The 15,955-nt window shown below is 71.1% G+C and carries 18 protein-coding genes; 9 read left to right on the top strand and 9 right to left on the bottom strand.

All coding sequences use genetic code 11. From position 1 onward, the window contains the following. Positions 1-121 precede the first annotated feature (121 nt). Together ACGFYH_RS04035 and ACGFYH_RS04030 are read left to right on the top strand one after the other, a co-directional pair. Positions 122-739, top strand: coding sequence for a DUF5819 family protein (locus tag ACGFYH_RS04035; protein ID WP_393801938.1), 618 nt, complete (start codon positions 122-124; stop codon positions 737-739). After that, entirely contained in the window at positions 729-1,823 is a 1,095-nt protein-coding gene (locus tag ACGFYH_RS04030; protein ID WP_393801571.1) for an HTTM domain-containing protein, read from the top strand. The genes ACGFYH_RS04035 and ACGFYH_RS04030 overlap by 11 nt, the downstream gene beginning before the upstream one ends. 52 nt (positions 1,824-1,875) lie before the next feature. On the opposite strand, the gene ACGFYH_RS04025 is transcribed toward ACGFYH_RS04030, so the two are convergent. Together ACGFYH_RS04025 and ACGFYH_RS04020 are read right to left on the bottom strand one after the other, a co-directional pair. Continuing rightward, positions 1,876-2,256: a thiol-disulfide oxidoreductase DCC family protein gene (locus tag ACGFYH_RS04025; RefSeq protein ID WP_393801570.1), complete on the bottom strand. Its 381-nt coding sequence runs from the start codon at positions 2,254-2,256 to the stop codon at positions 1,876-1,878. Continuing rightward, positions 2,222-3,049: a hypothetical protein gene (locus tag ACGFYH_RS04020; protein WP_393801569.1), complete on the bottom strand. Its 828-nt coding sequence runs from the start codon at positions 3,047-3,049 to the stop codon at positions 2,222-2,224. Before ACGFYH_RS04020 ends, ACGFYH_RS04025 begins: the two co-directional genes overlap by 35 nt. Positions 3,050-3,612: 563 nt before the next feature. Between ACGFYH_RS04020 and ACGFYH_RS04015 the strand changes: the two genes are divergently transcribed. The 4 genes from ACGFYH_RS04015 (at position 3,613) to ACGFYH_RS04000 (ending at position 7,043) form a co-directional block, all read left to right on the top strand. After that, positions 3,613-4,812, top strand: coding sequence for a hypothetical protein (locus ACGFYH_RS04015; protein WP_393801568.1), 1,200 nt, complete (start codon positions 3,613-3,615; stop codon positions 4,810-4,812). Positions 4,813-4,823: 11 nt separating this feature from the next. Then, complete coding sequence (locus ACGFYH_RS04010; RefSeq protein ID WP_393801567.1) at positions 4,824-5,414, top strand: hemerythrin domain-containing protein; 591 nt, start codon at positions 4,824-4,826, stop codon at positions 5,412-5,414. Between the two features lie 125 nt (positions 5,415-5,539). Then, positions 5,540-6,514, top strand: a complete 975-nt coding sequence (locus ACGFYH_RS04005) for a Rieske 2Fe-2S domain-containing protein (RefSeq protein WP_393801937.1) — start codon at positions 5,540-5,542, stop codon at positions 6,512-6,514. Continuing rightward, entirely contained in the window at positions 6,498-7,043 is a 546-nt protein-coding gene (locus tag ACGFYH_RS04000) for a DUF1360 domain-containing protein (protein ID WP_393801566.1), read from the top strand. The genes ACGFYH_RS04005 and ACGFYH_RS04000 overlap by 17 nt, the downstream gene beginning before the upstream one ends. Positions 7,044-7,109: 66 nt before the next feature. Here ACGFYH_RS04000 and ACGFYH_RS03995 read toward each other — a convergent pair whose 3' ends face one another. From ACGFYH_RS03995 to ACGFYH_RS03975, 5 genes are all read right to left on the bottom strand, one after another. Beyond that, the gene (locus ACGFYH_RS03995; protein WP_393801565.1) at positions 7,110-7,484 is read right to left on the bottom strand and encodes a hypothetical protein; all 375 of its coding nucleotides are present in this window, start codon (positions 7,482-7,484) and stop codon (positions 7,110-7,112) included. Beyond that, positions 7,481-7,897, bottom strand: a complete 417-nt coding sequence (locus tag ACGFYH_RS03990) for a hypothetical protein (protein WP_393801564.1) — start codon at positions 7,895-7,897, stop codon at positions 7,481-7,483. Before ACGFYH_RS03990 ends, ACGFYH_RS03995 begins: the two co-directional genes overlap by 4 nt. Before the next feature lie 454 nt (positions 7,898-8,351). Then, on the bottom strand, positions 8,352-9,620 hold the full coding sequence (locus tag ACGFYH_RS03985; RefSeq protein WP_393801563.1) for an MFS transporter: 1,269 nt from the start codon (positions 9,618-9,620) through the stop codon (positions 8,352-8,354). Beyond that, entirely contained in the window at positions 9,617-11,014 is a 1,398-nt protein-coding gene (locus ACGFYH_RS03980; protein ID WP_393801562.1) for an NAD(P)-binding domain-containing protein, read from the bottom strand. Before ACGFYH_RS03980 ends, ACGFYH_RS03985 begins: the two co-directional genes overlap by 4 nt. Before the next feature lie 30 nt (positions 11,015-11,044). Then, the gene (locus ACGFYH_RS03975; RefSeq protein ID WP_393801561.1) at positions 11,045-11,215 is read right to left on the bottom strand and encodes a hypothetical protein; all 171 of its coding nucleotides are present in this window, start codon (positions 11,213-11,215) and stop codon (positions 11,045-11,047) included. Positions 11,216-11,297: 82 nt separating this feature from the next. Between ACGFYH_RS03975 and ACGFYH_RS03970 the strand changes: the two genes are divergently transcribed. The 3 genes from ACGFYH_RS03970 (at position 11,298) to ACGFYH_RS03960 (ending at position 13,266) form a co-directional block, all read left to right on the top strand. Continuing rightward, on the top strand, positions 11,298-11,663 hold the full coding sequence (locus tag ACGFYH_RS03970) for an ArsR/SmtB family transcription factor (RefSeq protein WP_393801560.1): 366 nt from the start codon (positions 11,298-11,300) through the stop codon (positions 11,661-11,663). Between the two features lie 421 nt (positions 11,664-12,084). Next, a complete protein-coding gene (locus ACGFYH_RS03965; RefSeq protein WP_393801559.1) occupies positions 12,085-12,513 on the top strand; it encodes an ester cyclase in 429 nt (142 codons plus the stop codon). A gap of 165 nt (positions 12,514-12,678) precedes the next feature. Then, complete coding sequence (locus ACGFYH_RS03960) at positions 12,679-13,266, top strand: TetR/AcrR family transcriptional regulator (protein ID WP_393801558.1); 588 nt, start codon at positions 12,679-12,681, stop codon at positions 13,264-13,266. Between the two features lie 50 nt (positions 13,267-13,316). Here ACGFYH_RS03960 and ACGFYH_RS03955 read toward each other — a convergent pair whose 3' ends face one another. Beyond that, a complete protein-coding gene (locus ACGFYH_RS03955) occupies positions 13,317-15,041 on the bottom strand; it encodes a SpoIIE family protein phosphatase (RefSeq protein WP_393801557.1) in 1,725 nt (574 codons plus the stop codon). A 97-nt stretch (positions 15,042-15,138) separates the two neighbouring features. Beyond that, positions 15,139-15,435, bottom strand: a complete 297-nt coding sequence (locus tag ACGFYH_RS03950; protein WP_393801556.1) for a hypothetical protein — start codon at positions 15,433-15,435, stop codon at positions 15,139-15,141. Between the last annotated feature and the right edge of the window lie 520 nt (positions 15,436-15,955).

Below are 15,955 nucleotides of genomic sequence, written 5' to 3'. Positions count from 1 at the left end.
GAAGGCAAGGTGGGCGGTGTCCAGCCGAATCGAACCAGCGGACGTGCAGGACCTCGAGCAGTGCGACTCCGATCCGCCGCGAGAACGCCACGGCGAACCGGGCGCTTCCGGACCACGTCCCGTGGGCGTGCGCCTACTCAACGCGGTCCTGCATACGACCGTGTTCCTCTGCCTGGCCGTGACTCTGGTCCACGTCGTCCTCGTCTTCTTCCACGTCGCACCGCCCAACCCCGTCTCTCGGCGCTACAGCCAGCAGATCGACGCATGGGTCTACCCCCTCTTCGAACAGAACTGGCGTCTTTTCGCACCCAATCCCGATTCTGTCAACCGACAGGTCCTGGCGAGAACCGCGCACGTCGGCCCCGATGGATCGATGCAGGTCAGTCCTTGGTTCGATCTGTCGGCCGTGGACAGTGAGGCCATCGAACACCAGGCGTTTCCCAGCCACACGGCGCAGAATCTGCTGCGCCGCGCCTGGGCCGCTTACGCCGAAACGCACGGGAAGGACGACACGGCACGCTCGGAGCGGGCCGTGATGCTCCAGAAATACATGAACAACATCGCCTCGGACCGCATCGCCGAACACCGCGGCGACAGCGGCCGCGACATCGACTTCGTTCAGCTCCGGGTCATCACGCTCCCCGTCGCGGCGCCCGGCTCCAACGCGGCGGACAGCCCACCGAAACCTGTCGAGAACCGACTCCTGCCCTGGTGGAAGGTGACCTCTCATGGGAAGTGAACAGCTGCGCAAGCTCTCCGCTGCGGCAGTCACACTCGTCACCGGCCGACCGGTGTCCCTGTACGCCACGTCGGTACTGCGCATCGGCTACGGACTGCTCTACCTGGTCTTCCTGCTCCGCGAGTTCCCGCACCGCCACGAGATCTGGGGTCCGGACTCCCCGTGGACACCCGCGCTGGCCGCGCAGCTCTTCGACCAGACCGGGTGGTACAGCTTCCTGCTCCTGTCGGACAACCGGGCCTACTTCGAGCTGTGCTACGGGGTGGCTCTCGTGGCGTCCGCGCTGTTCATGCTCGGCTGGCGGACCCGGGCCACGTCCATGGTGTTCGCCGCCGTGGTGACGTCGTTCCACGCCCGCTCGATCTTCATGACGGACGGAGGCGACAACCTGGTCCTCCTGATGTCCCTCTACCTCGTGCTCACCGCGTGCGGCCGACGCTGGTCCCTGGACGCACGCCGCGAGCGGCGCAAGGCGTCTCGCGCGGCCGGTGCGGCGACCCGTGCGAAGAGTCCCGGCCCGACCGCTCGGCCACTCCGTGACGCCCGCGTCACCTTGACCACCGTGGTGCACAACTGCGGTGTGTTCATCATCGCGGCCCAGGTCTGCTTCCTGTACGGATCAGCCGGCCTGTACAAGGTCCAGGGATCGTACTGGGCCGACGGCACGGCACTCCACTACGTACTGCACCTCGAACTCTTCCAGCCCTGGCCCGCGCTCTCCCACTTCTTGGACCAGTACCCTCTCGCGATCGCGGCCATCAGCTACCTGACCGTGCTCACCCAGGTCGCTTTCCCGTTCGTACTGTCCGGCAGACTCAAGTACCCCGTCCTCGCAGTCCTGCTGGGCATGCACGCCGGCATCGCGGTCCTGCTGGGGCTGCCGGTCTTCTCGGGCGCCATGATCGTCGCGGACGCCGTGTTCCTGCCGGACCGCTTCTACACCTCGCTGCCCCGCCTGGGGCGCCGTACGGCACGGCGGCTCGGCGTACGGCTGCCGCGGCCCCGCGGAGAGACCGGGGTGGCGGGGGTTGGTGCAGTGCCTCCGCGGGTCAAGCCCGGGAGCCCCGGCCTGCACCTGCGGTGACGTTCGGCGGAAGGGCGGACAGGGTGACATCGACGGTCCGCCGGCGCGACCGTCAGCGACGGCCTGCGGGCAGGGCGCAGGTCGCGGTCCCGCCCGGCAGGCGGTCTCGGTTGTTCGCGACGATCCGGTAGACGCCGTGCGCGACCCAGCGGAACGGCGGCAGGGTGAGCAGCGCGCCGAAAACGGCCCACCCCTTGCCTGCCCGCAGCAGCAGCCTGGCCACCGCCTGCGCACCGCCGTACACGGCCCCGTCGGGCGTGATCCACAGGGCCTCGTACTCGGCCTGACGCTGAGTGGCGCCCAGAGAGGCCAGGTCGGCGAACTGCCACGGCGTGATGGAGCAGTCGGGTCGTAGCAGGCGTTCGAGGAGGGTGACTGACGTCGTACAGAATCGGCAGTCACCGTCGTAAACCAGCACAGGTCGGGTCCGCATGGCAGCAATCCTGCCTCACCAGGGCAGTCGGCCGGGGCAGGCCGCCCCATGGCGCTTCCGACGGGTAGTCGACCTCGGCAACCTGCTCTTCAGGCAGTCCTTGCGCGGCAGCTGTCTCTTCGAAGGGGACGCCCTCAGCGATAGCATCTTCGACGAGGGAAAGGGGGGTGCCGTTGTGGACGAAATAAGGCTGCCCGAAGTTGACGTCCGCCTTCACCGCAATCTCTGCAACCTCCCAGCCAGGCAGTATGACTCGGTTGGCGTAGGCAGCCACACCATCGGCGTCGTAGCTGATCTGCTTCATGTACCGCTCGACGACCTCGCGGAATACGTACTGCCCGTTACGCAGGACGATGACCTTGCGAGGCTCGATGCGTTCCTCACCATCGAGGTGATCGCTCACTTCGTAGAGCAGTTCCGCCCCATCGGTGTACAGGCGTCGGGACGCCAGTGCGTGCTCGACACCAAGTTCGTCGCGGACCAGTTCCAGTGCAGGTCGGATCTTCTGCATGGGCACGTTGGCTGCCCTCAACGCCGATAGGAACATGCCTTCGGCGAGTCCGATGAAGGGTACGGATGCGCCAGTACGCGGGTTGCCCAGACAAGTGATCAGAGGGGCGCCGACGACGTCCGGGCGATCCGGGAAGTGATTGTGGTAGCCGCGTGCCCACGACCGGAACGTGGACGAGGGAGTGCGGAGGTACCGGGCCGCTGCCTCCTGGGTGTACAGGGGCACGCTGAAGCGAGTGTCCACATCGAGGAACGCGTTGATCAAAGCATCGATGTCCGACACGATCCGCCTCCTCTCCGCTCTACCCCTTAGTCTGCCCGCTTCCATGTGGCCGGATGGCCTCTGCACAATATCTGAGACGCGCGCGGGTGGAGGCCATACGGCTTACGCATCCGAGACAGGTCATCGTTCCCCAGCGGTCTCCGTACATGAGTGTCGCGTGACCGTACTGCCTGGTGTGGCCCTGAGCATAGGTCTCGGTGGAGGTGGGCGGGGTCTTCGGGCCTCGCCCTTCTTCCGTGCTGGGCGCCGTCGTGCGGCCAGGACACATCGGGGCGCACTGGTTCTGCCGGGGGCGCCGATGTGCCCTGGGCGGCGGGCGGCCGCCGTGGTCCGCCGCTGAGCGCCGTGTCGTCCGGGTGAGGCGCGGACACGCGCGGCGACAGGCACGGTGCCCGCTCGCCCGGTTCACCCACCCGGGGGGAACCACGCGGCCCGCGGGCGTGAGCGGTGGCTGGAAAACACCGATGGTGAACAGACTGGGAGCCACGTCTGCGCTCGCCACCCGACAACGGGGTACCCCGGCCGGCGCACGAGTCCGTCCTCGGCCTCAGGAGGCACCCCCCATGACGTTCAACCCGCTTGGGCAACGGGGTATCCCGTTGGACCGCCAGCTGCGCAACTGGCGTGAGCTGAACGTGGATCCGATCGATCCCGACCACTGCGACCCGTACACCCGGTGCCGGATCATCACGATGAACGGGATCGAGGTGGAGGCGATCCTGTTCAGCCACCAGCTCGCCCGGCACACGGTGGATCCGGAGATCAAGAGGCAGCTGGCCCGGGTCCGCTACATCGAGGCCCAGCAGCAGAAGGTGGTGAACTGGCTCCTGCCGGGGGTGTCGTCGGTGCTGGAGACGACGATCGCCTACGAGCAGGTCGCGGTGGACCTGACGGCGTGGGTGGCGCGGATGGAGCCCGACCCGTACCTGAAGCAGGCGTACCAGTTCGGTGTGCTGGAGGACTTCGACCACCTGTACCGGTACGCGAACCTGTACGAGATGATCGAGCACCGCAAGGCGGAGTCGATCGTCGACGGCCTGACCGAAGTCATGCCCGGACGGCCCACCAGGCTCCACCACCGCAATCCGGTCGACAACGTCCGCGACCCGTACGCCAAGGACCAGACCGATCCGCTCTCCAAGCTGCACGCGCTGACGATCATGTCGGCGGAGCAGCAGACCATGAACTTCTACATGAACACCGGTCCCACCTACATGGAGCCGATCGCCCGCCAGCTGTACCAGGAGATCGGGCTGATCGAGGAGGAACACGTCACCCACTACGAGTCGCTGGTCGACCCGGGTGAGACGTGGTGGGAGCAGCTGGTCAACCACGAGTACAACGAGTGCTACCTGTACCACTCCTTCATGGAGCAGGAGAGCGACCCCAGGGTCAAGGCGATCTGGGAGCTGCACCTGAACATGGAGCTGGAGCACCTGCACGCCGCCTGCGACCTGATGCGCCGGCACGACGGCCGCGACCCCGCCTCGGTCCTGGCCCCCGAGCTGCCCAACGTGCTGACCTTCGAGCCGAACAAGGGCTACCTGCGCGAACTGCTCGACACCCAGATGGACCTGACCACGCTCGGGGCCGGTTACGTCCGCGAGGCGCATGAACGGTTCGAGCAGATGCAGGAGCAGATCCACGGCGGCGAGGCGCCCCCGAGCGACCGGGTCATGACCGGGCACGACGAGATGTTCGGCCGTGAGTACCGCGTCCAGACCGAGGGCGAGCACCCCGACCCCGCGCAGCGCGAGAAGTGAGGGGAGCCGAGATGTCCGAGCTGCACACCCCGTCCGCAGGCGACGACCGGGCCAAGGACGACGACGTCGTCGCCCTGCTGATGCGCCAGCACGGCGACATCCGCAACCTCTTCGACGAGGTCGAAGCCGCCAAGGGCGACGAGCGCCGCGACGCCTTCCGCCGACTGGTGCGCCTGCTGGCCGTGCACGAGACCGCCGAGGAGGAGGTCGTCCATCCCTTCGCCCGGAAGGGTTTCCCCGGCGGCGAGCAGGTCGTGAAGGAACGCCTCGCCGAGGAGAAGGCCGCCAAGGAGACGCTGGCCGCCCTGGACGAGCTGGACACCGACGACCCGAAGTTCATGCCCCAGCTGCTCAAGCTGCGCAAGGACGTCCAGGCACACGCGCGGGCCGAGGAACGCTACGAGTTCACCCACATCCGCCGCAGCACCGACGCCGGCAACCTGGCCGCGATGGCGAAAGCGATCAAGGCCGCCGAGGCGATGGCACCCACCCGGCCCCACCCGGGTGTCGAGTCAGGGGCGAAGAACATGGCCCTCGGACCGGTCGCCGCCCTCATGGACCGCACCAAGGACGCCGTCCGCAAAGCCATGGGCAAGGGCTGACCCCGCGTCTCCTGGCCGGCCGGGGCGCTCGACCGGTCGGCCGGGGCACGACACCGGGCCGGCTGTTTGCCCCCTCTTCACGGGGGGACCCTCCGCCCATGAGCATGAATCCAGGTCGTCGCCGTATGGGCCAGAACCGGATGCTTCGGCTGCTCGACGCCCTGGAGCGCAGCCCCAGGGCGGACGCGGCGATCGACGTGCTGACGAGGAGAGTCCGGGCTCTCCCGCTGGGCCGCGCACGGGACGCGTTGCACGGCAGGTGGCTCGGCCATCCCGTGCACCCCTTGTTGGTGCAGGTACCGATCGGCAGCTGGTTGTCCGCCGCCGTACTCGACCTGTGGCCCGGCCGTTCCCGAGAGGCCGGCTTCCTCGTGGGCGTCGGACTGGTGGCGGCCGGGCCCGCCGCGTTGGCGGGCGCGGTGGACTGGGCCGAACTCCACCGGCAGCAGACACGGGTGGGACTGGTGCACGCCGTGGCCAACACGGCGGCCGTGGGACTGTACGGCGCCTCGCTCGTCTGCCGCCTCACCGGGCGGGCCGGAGCGGGTCGCGCCTACGGGTTCCTCGGGCTGACGGGGGTCGGTCTGGGAGGCGTGCTGGGCGGCCACCTGGCATACCGGCAGGCTTCCGGCGCCAACCACGCCGAGGAGGTGCCGCACGTCGTCAGCGAGGGCTGGCACCGGATCGGCGCCGTGGACGACTTCCCCGCCGGCCGGCCCGTGCGGCGTGCCGTGGACGATGTGCCGGTCCTGGTGGTGCGCGAAACCGGCGGGGCCTTCCACGCACTGGCCGAGCGGTGCAGTCATCTGGCGGGCCCGCTTTCCGAGGGCACGGTCGCCGACGGATGTGTCCGGTGTCCCTGGCACGGCAGCGTCTTCCGGCTCTCGGACGGCTGGAACGTCCGCGGCCCCGCCACCGCGCCCCAGCCCGCCTTCGACACCCGCGTCGTCGACGGGCAGGTGGAGGTCAGGCTGCGCCGGGGGGACGGTACGGACAGCCCGGCCGAGCGCGAAGCGGACGAGGCACAGGCAGAGGCTCCGGCACAGACACAGGCACAGGCACAGGCAGAAGAGGACGAAGGCCATGGACGCGACTTCTGACGGTCGTCTCGCGGAGCGTCTGAGGCGACGGTGGCGACGCACCGAACGCACGTACTCGGCGGCGGGGGAGGACCGCCCGCTGCGCGGGTATCTGGCGGCCATGGCGGCTTTCGGCGTGTACACGGCCGGGTGGGCGACGGTGGTCGGGATGCGCGGCCGTCCGCTGCCGGACCGGCCCGTGCCCTGGGACGTGGCTCTGACCGCGGTGGCGACGTTCCGGCTGAGCCGGCTGCTGAGCAAGGCGTCGGTGACCAGCCCGCTGAGGGCACCCTTCACCGTGTTCCAGGGCCCGCAGGGGCCGGCCGAGCTTCACGAGGAGGCGCGGCCGGAGGGCGCCAAGGACACGGTCGGGGAACTCGTGACGTGCCCGTTCTGCATGAGCGTCTGGGTGGCCTCCACGCTCACCGCCGGACAGCTTCTGTGGCCCCGCGCCACCCGCATCACCATGGGGGCGCTCACCGCGCTGGCCGGCGCGGACGCCCTGCAGTTGACGTACGGCGCACTGGTGGCCAAGACGACCGGTGAGTGACCTCGTCCGCGCTGCCCGAGCGCCCAGCGGCGGAGCCGCGGCGCACCGGTCACCCGTGCTCGCGGCTCATCGCGCCCACATGCACAGCGCACCGCCGACGCCGGCCGCGCAGACCACCATGCCGCACGCCCACGCCGCGTGGCGTCTGAGCAGGTCGCGCCGCAACTGCTGGTACCGGGCCTCGTACTCCCCGCGCAGCTCGTCGGCGCGGTTCACCGTCGCGCTGAGCATCCGGCGGGACAGGGCGATGCGGTGGCTGACGTAGTGACGCGTGAGGTCTTCCGCCTGGGCGGTGGTCAGCCAGGTGAGGGCGCTGCACAGGGCCTGCGCCTCGCGGTCTGCGTCGTGCCGGTGCTCCCGCGCGAGCAGGAAGCCTTCCGCCTGTGCCGCGATGGCCGAGGCGGTCGAGGAGGGCGGGCGGCGGGGGCGTTTCTCCGTCATGTCCGGTCGCCCCTGTGGCCGTTCGGGTGCAGGGCGTCGCGTCGCCCGGTGTTCTCCGCCCGGCCCAGGCAGGCCGACGCGGGGTGGTGCGGGGCGAGGGACGCGGGGCGGGTTCCGGGCCGGGTGGCGCGGTCGTGGCGGGGCGGTGGGCCGGAGGTCGCCTCCGCCGGCACGCTCCGCAGGCCCGGCCGCGCCGGCTCCGCCCGCGCCACCATGGCCGGTGCTCCGCCGATGGGGAAGAACGCGAACGACGTGGTCAGGTACGGGTGCCCGGTCGTCTTGTGACCGGTCGCCTTGTGACCGGTCGCCTTGTGACCGGTCGTGGACAGCCGGGTGACCACCGCCTGGCCCCGGCCACGGCGCTCGGCCACGGTGACGGTGACGGGAGCCACCGGCTCGGTACGGGTCGCCATCACGTTCCTCACTCGGCAGAGCACATGGACGGCCGTGGGACGGCGGCGGTCCGCCTCTCTGCCCTGGGTCGGGCAACGCGTTTCCAGCCGGGTGAAAAGTAGTCCCCCTCGGTGCGCGACCGCGTTCGCGCCCAGCCGTCGCCGGGCCGGACGGCCGTATCTTCCAACCGGACGAGTGACACGTGGGCGAGTCTGTGCCCCGCCGCCCCGGCGCCTCCCGGCCGCCCGTTTCATCCGCGTGTCCACGGAGCCCCCTTACCGGCGGTGGACGCCGGGACACCGGTGCGGAGGACGTTCGAACGCCACCGGCCCCTGCCGCGACCCGACGCCCCGAGCGGGCCGTACTCGACCCTGCCGTCCTACCGGTCCCGCGAGCGCGACCGCCCGTTCGCGGCCCTCCCCCGGGGACGGCACCCAGCCGAAGGAACCCGACGCCATCGCCCGCTCGGTGCGCTCATGACGACTCGGCAGGCGGGCGGTTCTTCTCCCCGTCCCCGTCCCGGTTGCCGGCGTCGGGGGTGGTCCAGGCCGCGGTGCATGCGGCGGTCATGGAGACGATGGCCAGGAGCACGAAGAGGTGGCTGTACCCACCGAGTGGCGCTGCGAGCGCTGCTCCGGCGAAGGGAGCCATGGCGGCCGCGACGGTTGCCGGGGCCGCGAGCAGTCCGGAGAGCCGACCGTAGTGGCTGGTGCCCCAGCGGTCGGGGACGGCGGTGGCCTGCAGCAGCGTGAGATTGCCTCGGACCGTGCCGGCCGCGATCGACACGGTGAGCAGCAGGGCATAGGGGCCCTGTACGGCAGCGAACGCGGCGGTGGTGAGGCCGCCCAGAACGAACAGGATCGTCGTGCGGGCCGTCACCGGGGTGCGCCGGGCCAGTGCTGCGTACAAGGTACGGCCGAGGGTCTGTCCGGCGCCGCCGAGTCCGAGCGCCCAGGCTGCCTGGTTGGTCGTGTAACCGCGTTCCAGAAGAAGCGGGACGAGGGCCACGACGACGGCGTACATCGTGAACGCCGACAGTGTGAAGGCGGTGGCGAGCAGGAGGAAGGGCCTGCTCCGCTCAATTCCGGTCGCTCCGGTGGCCGCGTGCCCGGTTGTGGGCGGAGCTTCGGGCCAGGGGCCACGCAGCGCCAGGGCGTGGGCGGGGATGGTGACGGTGGCGAGGACGGCGGCCAGGACGAGATAGGTGTGGCGCCAGGAGAGGTGGTCGGCGAGCAGGGCCGTCGACGGGGCGAAGACGGTGGAGGCCAGGCCGCCGGCGAGGGTCACGATGGTCAGCGCCCGGATGTGGTCGGGGGCCCACCAACGGGTGAGGGCGGCGAAGGCGGGCTGGTAGAAGGTCGCCGCCATCGCGAGTCCGGCGAGCGCCCAGCCGAGGAAGAAGACGGGCGGGTTGGGCGCCGTGGCGACCACCAGCAGGCTGGTGACGCCGAGGGCCGAGCCGATCGTCATGACGGCGCGCGGGCCGCGCTGGTCGATGACGCGCCCGACCCGGATTCCGGCGAGCGCGGAGACGACGAGGCCGAGTGAGAACGCCGCCGTAGTCGCTCCGGCCGACCAGCCGGTCGCCCGGGTGATCTGTGGGTTGAGCACGGGGAAGGCGTAGTAGACGATGCCCCAGCTCACGATCTGCGTCAGGCAGAGGGCGGGCAGGGCGGCGCGGGGCCGCGACCGGTCCCCTGTTCCGGTCGCGGCCCCGCTGTCGTGGGTGTGGAGGCCGGTCACGAGCCGCAGCAGCCGCCCGCCGAAGCGTCCTCGGCGGCCGCGCCGGCCGCCGTGGGCGCGGCGAGCCGTACGAGCCGGGGTTCCGGTGCGGCGCAGCAGCCGCCGCCGTCGGCCTGCTGGGCGTCGGGGGTGTCGAAGAGGCCCGCGCCGCCGCAGACTCCGGTCTCCGGGAGGGTGAGTTCGACGCGGTCGGCGGAGTCGAGGTCGCCGGCGATGGCCGCGGCGACGGAGCGGACCTGCTCGTACCCGGTCATGGCCAGGAAGGTGGGGGCGCGGCCGTAGGACTTCATGCCGACCAGGTAGACGCCCTGCTCGGGGTGGGAGAGCTCGCGGTGCCCGTGCGGGTAGACGGTGCCGCAGGAGTGCTGGTTGGGGTCGATGAGCGGGGCGAGTTCCACCGGCGCCTGGAGGCGCTCGTCCAGGCCCAGGCGCAGCTCGTCGAGGAAGGACAGATCGGGGCGGAACCCGGTCAGCACGATCACCTCGTCCACCGCGTCCAGACGGCGTCCGTCCTCGCCGAGGAGGACGAGCCGTCCGTCGGCGTCGCGTTCGAACGCCTCGGTGCGGAAGCCGGTGACCGCGTCGGCGTGCCCCTTGTCGACAGCGGCCTTCGCGGCGAGGCCGAGGGCACCGCGGGCGGGGAGCTGGTCGGCGGTGCCGCCACCGAAGGTGGAGCCGGAGATGCCGCGGCGCAGGATCCACACCGCGTGCGTCCCCGCACCGCCCTCGGACTCGGACAGCTCGGCGAGGTACGCGAGCGCGGTGAACGCGGAGGCACCCGAACCGATGACGGCCGTGCGCCTGCCCGCGTACCGGGCACGGACGGCCGGGTTCTTCAGGTCCGGCACGCGGTAGGTGATCCGGTCGGCCGCCGCCTTCTCGCCGAGCGCGGGCAGGCCGCCGCCGCCGGCCGGTCCGGCCTTGGCCCAGGTGCCGGACGCGTCGATCACCGCCCGGGCGAAGAGGCGCTCCTCGCGGCCGTCGGCGTACTCGACGTGCACGACGAAGGGCCGCTGTTCCCGGTCGGCGTCGACGATCCGGTCGCGCCCGGCCCGGGAGACACCGGTGACGGCGGCGCCGGTGCGGACCTTGTCGCCGAGGGCGTCGGCGAGCGGCTGCAGGTACTGCTCGGCCCAGTCGCCGCCGGACGGATACGCAGCCGGGTCGGGCCGGGTCCAGCCGGTGGGGGCGAGGAGCTTCTCGGCGGCCGGGTCGACGACCTCGCCCCAGGTGGAGAACAGGCGCACGTGGCTCCACTCGCGCACGGCCGCGCCGGCCCTGTCGCCCGCTTCCAGAACGAGGGGCTCGATGCCGCGCTCGACGAGGTGGGCGGCGGCGGCGAGTCCGGCGGGACCGGCGCCGATGACGACGACGGGGAGCTGCTGGTTGGTCATGATGCTCGGTCTCCTCTGGGGATGAAGGGGTCAGCGCGCGGGGGTGAAGGCGGCCGGCTGGGCGTGCTGCCGGCGTTCCGCCGCTCGGGAGGCGCGGTCGCTGACCTGGGCGCAGCTGTCGCAGAAGCTGATGCCGGCCAGGTGGCGGGCGATGCGGCGGGCCCGGGCCGCGGTGAGCGCGGTACGGAGGGTGGTGGTCACGACGACTCCTTGCTTCGATGCTTGTCAATATCCCTGCACCTCGGAGCTTGCCACTCGTATCGACGAGTGTCAACATAGACACATGTCGAAATCAGAGGTCGTGGAACTGCCCGTCCTGCGGGACGGTGACGTCGTACCGTGCTGCCCGCCGATCACCGCCGGGGAGCTGTCCCGGGCCGACGCGGAGAGGATGGCCGCCATGTTCAAGGCGCTTTCGGACCCGGTGCGCCTGCGGCTGTTCTCCAGGGTCGCCTCCCACCCGGGCGGCGAGGCGTGCGTGTGCGACATCGCGGACGTCGGCGTCTCCCAGCCGACCGTCTCCCATCACCTCAAGAAGCTGCGCGAGGCCGGCCTGCTGACCTCCGAACGGCGCGGCACCTGGGTCTACTACCAGGTCGCCCCGTCCGTGGTGGCGGCCATGGCCGCCATGCTCGACCTGCGCGGCTGACCACCGTCCGAGCCGGGTCCGCGGTCCGGCGGCGCGAGATGTCCGCCCGACTCACGCCCGAGGGTGTCGTGTGGGCCGACGGCACCAAGGAACCGGTCGACACGGCCATCCGGGCCACCGGATACCACCTCGCCCACCCCTACCTGAACGGAAGCGGCGTCCTGGACACCGACGGCCGGTCCCACCACCACGGCGGCGTCGCCACCGCCCCGGGCTCGGCTTCGTCGGCATCGGGTTCCAGCGCGGCTTCCCTTCCCACACCTTGCGTGGCGTGGGTCGCGGTGGGCCGAGGCCGGGCCGGGGCGGGTCGCGGTGGGCCGGGCCGGGGTGGGCCGGGAGCCCCTGTTGCCGCCGCGAGCCGGCACCCGCATGTTTGACACCACTGTCAAACATTGTGCCAGGCAGACAGAGGGAGAGCCCGATGACGTACGCGAGTTCCGTTGAGATCGTGGAAGCCTTCTGGAAGGAGGTCTGGAACGACCGCAACCCTCAGAAGATCGACGACTTCGTGACCGAGGACTTCGTGATCACCAACGCCGGTGAGCGCGTCGAGGGGCGGGAGAACTTCAAGGCGTGGGTCGGAGCCTTCCTGGAAACGGTCCTCGACTTCCGGCTGGAGGTCGTCGAGTCCTTCCAGAACCACGACGGAAGCCGGGTCGCCTCGCGCTGGGTGGTGCACGGAAAGAACAACGGCGTTCTGGGCACGAAGCCCGACCGGCAGCCGATCTCCTTCAGCGGGACCGCCGTGTGGGAGGTACGGCCGGACGGCAGGCTCGCACAGAACTGGGTCGAGCGCGCCTCCTGGGAACTGCACCGGCGCATGTCCGGCGGACGGGCCACCACTGCCTGACCGGGCCCGGCGCGGACTCGGCCGCGTCCCTTCGCCCGGGGACCACCCGGGGGCAGGCCCCTCACCTCGCCGTTCTCGCCGCCCCGGCACGCGCGACGCTATGTTGGACGTCAGTGTCAACAGTCGGCGCGCATGATGCCGCCGACGGGGAACCGAGGGGACCGGATGGCCGGAGTACGTCAATTCGACGAACAGCGGACACTCGGCCGCGCCCTCGAAGTCTTCGCGGTCCGCGGGTACCGCGCGACCTCCATGCTGGACCTCGCGTCCGGCACCGGCGTCCAACGCGGCTCGCTCTACCACGCCTACGGCGGCAAGGAGCAGATCTTCCTGCGGGTGTTCGGCGTCTACACCCGGACCTTCCTCGGCGACGCGGCCGAGGCACTGCGCGCCGACGACCGGCGCTCGGCGCTGCTGGCCTTCTTCGACCACTGCATCCGGTCGATCACGGCAGGCACACCGGCCAGGGGCTGTCTGTCGACCCGGACGGTCATCGACGCGAGCACGGAGGTCGCGCAGGTGGAGACCGCGGCGCGCACGTTCCTGGACGACCTCGAAGACGTCGTCCACGACGGGCTCGCCGCGATCGAGGACGGCGGCCTCACCGTCGATCTGCGGTCGGCTGCCCGACTCGTGGTCACGACCACCCGGGGTCTGGCGGTCATGGAACGCGCGCACCACGGACCCGACGAACTGCGGGACATCGCCGCGACGCTCGTCACCTCCCTGACCGGGCGCGGCCGGCCGGTGTGAGAGCGGTCGCCGGCCGGCCGGTGCGAGACGCGCCGTGACTGCCGGACGCCTCACAGCCCACGGGCCAGCAGGAGGGTGACGTCGTCGGCCGGAGCCGTGGTGGGCAGTGTGCCGATCACGGCCGTGCAGAGGTCGTCGAGGGACGCGGCCCGCTGGGAGAGCGCACGTCCCACCCGCCGCAGACCGACGTCGATGTCCTGGTGGCGGTCCTCGACGAGGCCGTCGCTGAACAGGGCGAGCAGGCTGCCCGCGGCCAGGTCCAGCTCCGCGGTCGGAAAGGTCAGCATCCCGAGGCCGAGTGGAGTCCCGTGCGGCAGGTCGGGGAACGAGACTCCCCTGTCCGGATGTACGACGGCGGGCGGCGGATGGCCGGCCAGCGCCAGCGTGCACTTGCGGACGGCGGGGTCGTAGACGGCGTACACGCAGGTGGCGCCCATGGACGGGATCTCCGTGTCAGCGGCCTCGTCGTCCTCGGTCAGCCGGATGAACGTGCGGTCCAGCCTGGTCAGCAGCTCCCCCGGGGGGAGGTCGAGGTCCGCGAGCGTGCGGATGGCCGTACGCAGTCGCCCCATGGTCGCCGCCGCGGTGACACCGTGCCCCACCACGTCGCCGACGACGAGGGCCAGGCGTCCGCCGGGCAGCCCGATGACGTCGAACCAGTCGCCGCCGACGCTGCCCTCGGCGTCCGCGGGGAGGTAGCGGGCGGCCACCTCCATGGCGGTGCCGCCGTGTATCCGACGCGGCAGCAGGCTGCGCTGGAGGGCGAGGGCGGTGTTGCGCTCCCGGGTGTACCGACGGGCGTTGTCCAGGCTCAGTGCGGCCCGGGCCACCAGTTCCTCTGCCAGGAGCTGGTCGCTCTCGTCGAACGGCGTCGGGTTCGACGTCCGTACGAAGACCGCCACGCCCAGGAGCATGCCCCGGGCGTGGACCGGGAGGATCAGCAGCGAGTGCATGCCGTATGCGCGGATCTTCGCGGCCCGCGCCGGATCCTCGGCCAGCCAGGTGTCGCGCGCGGTGTCGAGCAGCGGTTCCAGCAGGGGACGGCCCGTGGACAGCACCTGTGTGAACGGCGAGGTCTCAGGGACGTACACCACCTCGCCGCTCGACCACAGCGACTCAGGGGCACCGGCGTGGATCGAGGCCCGCCCCGCTCGCCTGAACTTGGGAATCCGCCCGCGAGAGGGGCCCATCCGGTCCAGCGGTTCCTCTCCGAGTCGCATCGCCTCGGTGAGGTCTACGGTCGCGAAGTCGGCGATCAACGGCACCGTGTAGTCGGCCAGTTCCTGTGCCGTACGCGTGACGTCCAGCGTGGTGCCGATGCGCGCACCGGCCTCGCTGACCACCGTCAGGCGGTCCCCGGTCCACCGCCGGTCGGTGACGACCAGCATCATCATGCACACCCCGAGGGGGCGCCCGGCCGCGTCGTGCAGGCGGACGAACGAGGACGACAAGGCACGATCCCGTCGTTTCCCCGCCGCCGGAACACGGTAATCGCGGTCCGTGACACAGTGGCCGCTTTCCAGCACCCAGCGTACGAGGGTTTCCAGTCGGTCGGCGTCGCCGGCCAGGGAATCCCTCGGCCGGCGGCCCAGGCGCTGCTCCCGAGGGATCCCGTCATAGCGTTCGAGAGCGTCATTGGCCCAGACGCACCGCAGGTCGGTGTCCCAGACGGCGAGACCGACGACCGAGTCGGTCAGCAGGGCCCGCAGTGCGGGGACGACATCGTCCCCCAGGTCCACGCCTTCCGGATCGCGGGCGGGGTCCGCTGCCTCCATGGGTGTCCGCCTTCCGGCCCTGTCTCACATTCGGTGGTCCGACGTACTTCCTCCGGTACGACTCCGCCCCCACTTCCTGCGGGCAGAGCGCACGCGCTCAGACGAGGTCCTCGATCGTGATCGGCAGCTTGCGTATCCGCCGCCCGGTGACGTGGTGCACCGCGTTGGCGAGGGCGGCGGACACGCCGACCCGACCGTTCCCGCCGACGCCTTTGACTCCGAGGGGTTGACGAGGCTCGTAGGCCAGATCGCGGCCCTGGTCGAGGGTGGTGACGGGAGGGGTCTCCTCAAAGGAGACGCGCAGCAGCCGCGCCGCGGGCCGGGCTCGCTCCCAGGTGTCGGCGACGACCGGCGCCATCTGCCGGCCCGCGTGGTGCACCGTGTCGTCGTGCATGGGGAAGAAGGTCTGACCGGGCGCCGCCGTGCCGCCGAGCGAGGGGACGAGAGGGGGACGAGAGGGGGCTGCTCGGCCGTTCTGGGCAGCGTCCGGTGCGTGAGGACGGCCTGGACGCTCTCCTCGGCCTGTGCGGCGATCGCGTCGATGCCGGTGACCCGCCCGGCGGCGATGCGGGAGCCGACTGCGTACGCGGCCTCGACGGCGTTCGCGGCGTCGGTCGCGCGGAGGTAGCGCTCCCGCGGCGCGTCCAGGAGGCTGACGCGTGGTTCGATGCCGAGGGCGTGCTCGGCGCCGTTGATCGACGACGTGATCCGGACCGGACGAGGCCCTCGTTCCGCCGGAGTGGTCTCACGCTGGGCGGGTGCCGGGCCGGCAGCGGACATGGCGCACCTCCAAGGGCAGCACCCTCCCCATTCTCTTACGGGCATGTTTGCGAGGCAAAAATTGACCTCGCGGCATACGTCAACGTATGCCCGATTCATCCGAGCCGGTGACCGCGGTGCACACCTGGGAGGTG

It is taken from the genome of Streptomyces sp. NPDC048392, from assembly GCF_043200575.1.
Taxonomy (GTDB): Bacteria; Actinomycetota; Actinomycetes; order Streptomycetales; family Streptomycetaceae; genus Streptomyces.
The sequence above is the reverse complement of the archived record's forward strand: the minus strand, read 5'-3'. Positions and strand labels throughout refer to the sequence as shown.